The sequence below is a fragment of the Morganella sp. GD04133 genome, from assembly GCF_029835375.1.
Taxonomy (GTDB): domain Bacteria; phylum Pseudomonadota; class Gammaproteobacteria; order Enterobacterales; family Enterobacteriaceae; genus Morganella; species Morganella morganii_B.
In genome coordinates this window covers 1-685 of record NZ_JAODZS010000107.1, presented here as the reverse complement: position 1 = coordinate 685, position 685 = coordinate 1, and the positions used below count along the sequence as shown (strand labels likewise).

Sequence of the window (685 nt, the reverse complement as noted above, 5' to 3'; positions counted from 1 at the left end):
AGTTGCCACGTAAAAATTCAGGCTTGCGTGATTTTTTCACTATGATTATTGCCATATTTCCTCCAAACAGTCGGCTTTGGTGATTGGTACAATCATGCTTTGCTTCAATCCCGAAACCTTCTGAGAAAGTTGACGCTTTATCAGCGTCACCGTTCTGACAGCCAATGCACAGCTCGCTATCATCGTTTTTAAAGAGCGCCAACGTGCTGTGTTCCGTTGATAACTTGAGTTTATTGAATGCTAAACATATCGTCAGGTGTTAACTAAACATAATTTAGTGAAGTATTAACAATACATTGATTGTTCAGTGAATTTATTTTTTAAATCGTCAAAATCTGGCGTAGAACACATGAGGTGGAACAAAAAATATACAATTATTTTCTGTCCAAGCGCTGCTGTGGATGTTATTGTTGAATAAATATACAGAGGTGGTGAATGAGTGACGAACGAGAACTGATTTACAGTGAAGTATGCAGAGTAACAGGCAGAGCGGCTATTATGTTACTGGATTCACGGCAGATGATAACGAAAGGAAATATCAGGCAATTGCTGTACTCCCATAAAGAACAAGAAATAGACAGATTTATGAATGAGGTTTATGAGGTTGCTATCGACCTGATGAGCGATAATTGATATAAAAAAGCCCTCGCGGGGAGGGCTGGGGTTATGCTGCCCTTCACCTATG

At 39.6% G+C, this 685-nt stretch carries 1 protein-coding gene; it reads right to left on the bottom strand.

Going from position 1 to position 685, the window contains the following annotated elements:
• On the bottom strand, positions 1 to 202 hold a 202-nt coding region (locus N7387_RS21335), incomplete at its 3' end, for a hypothetical protein (RefSeq protein WP_279800962.1).
• Between the last annotated feature and the right edge of the window lie 483 nt (positions 203 to 685).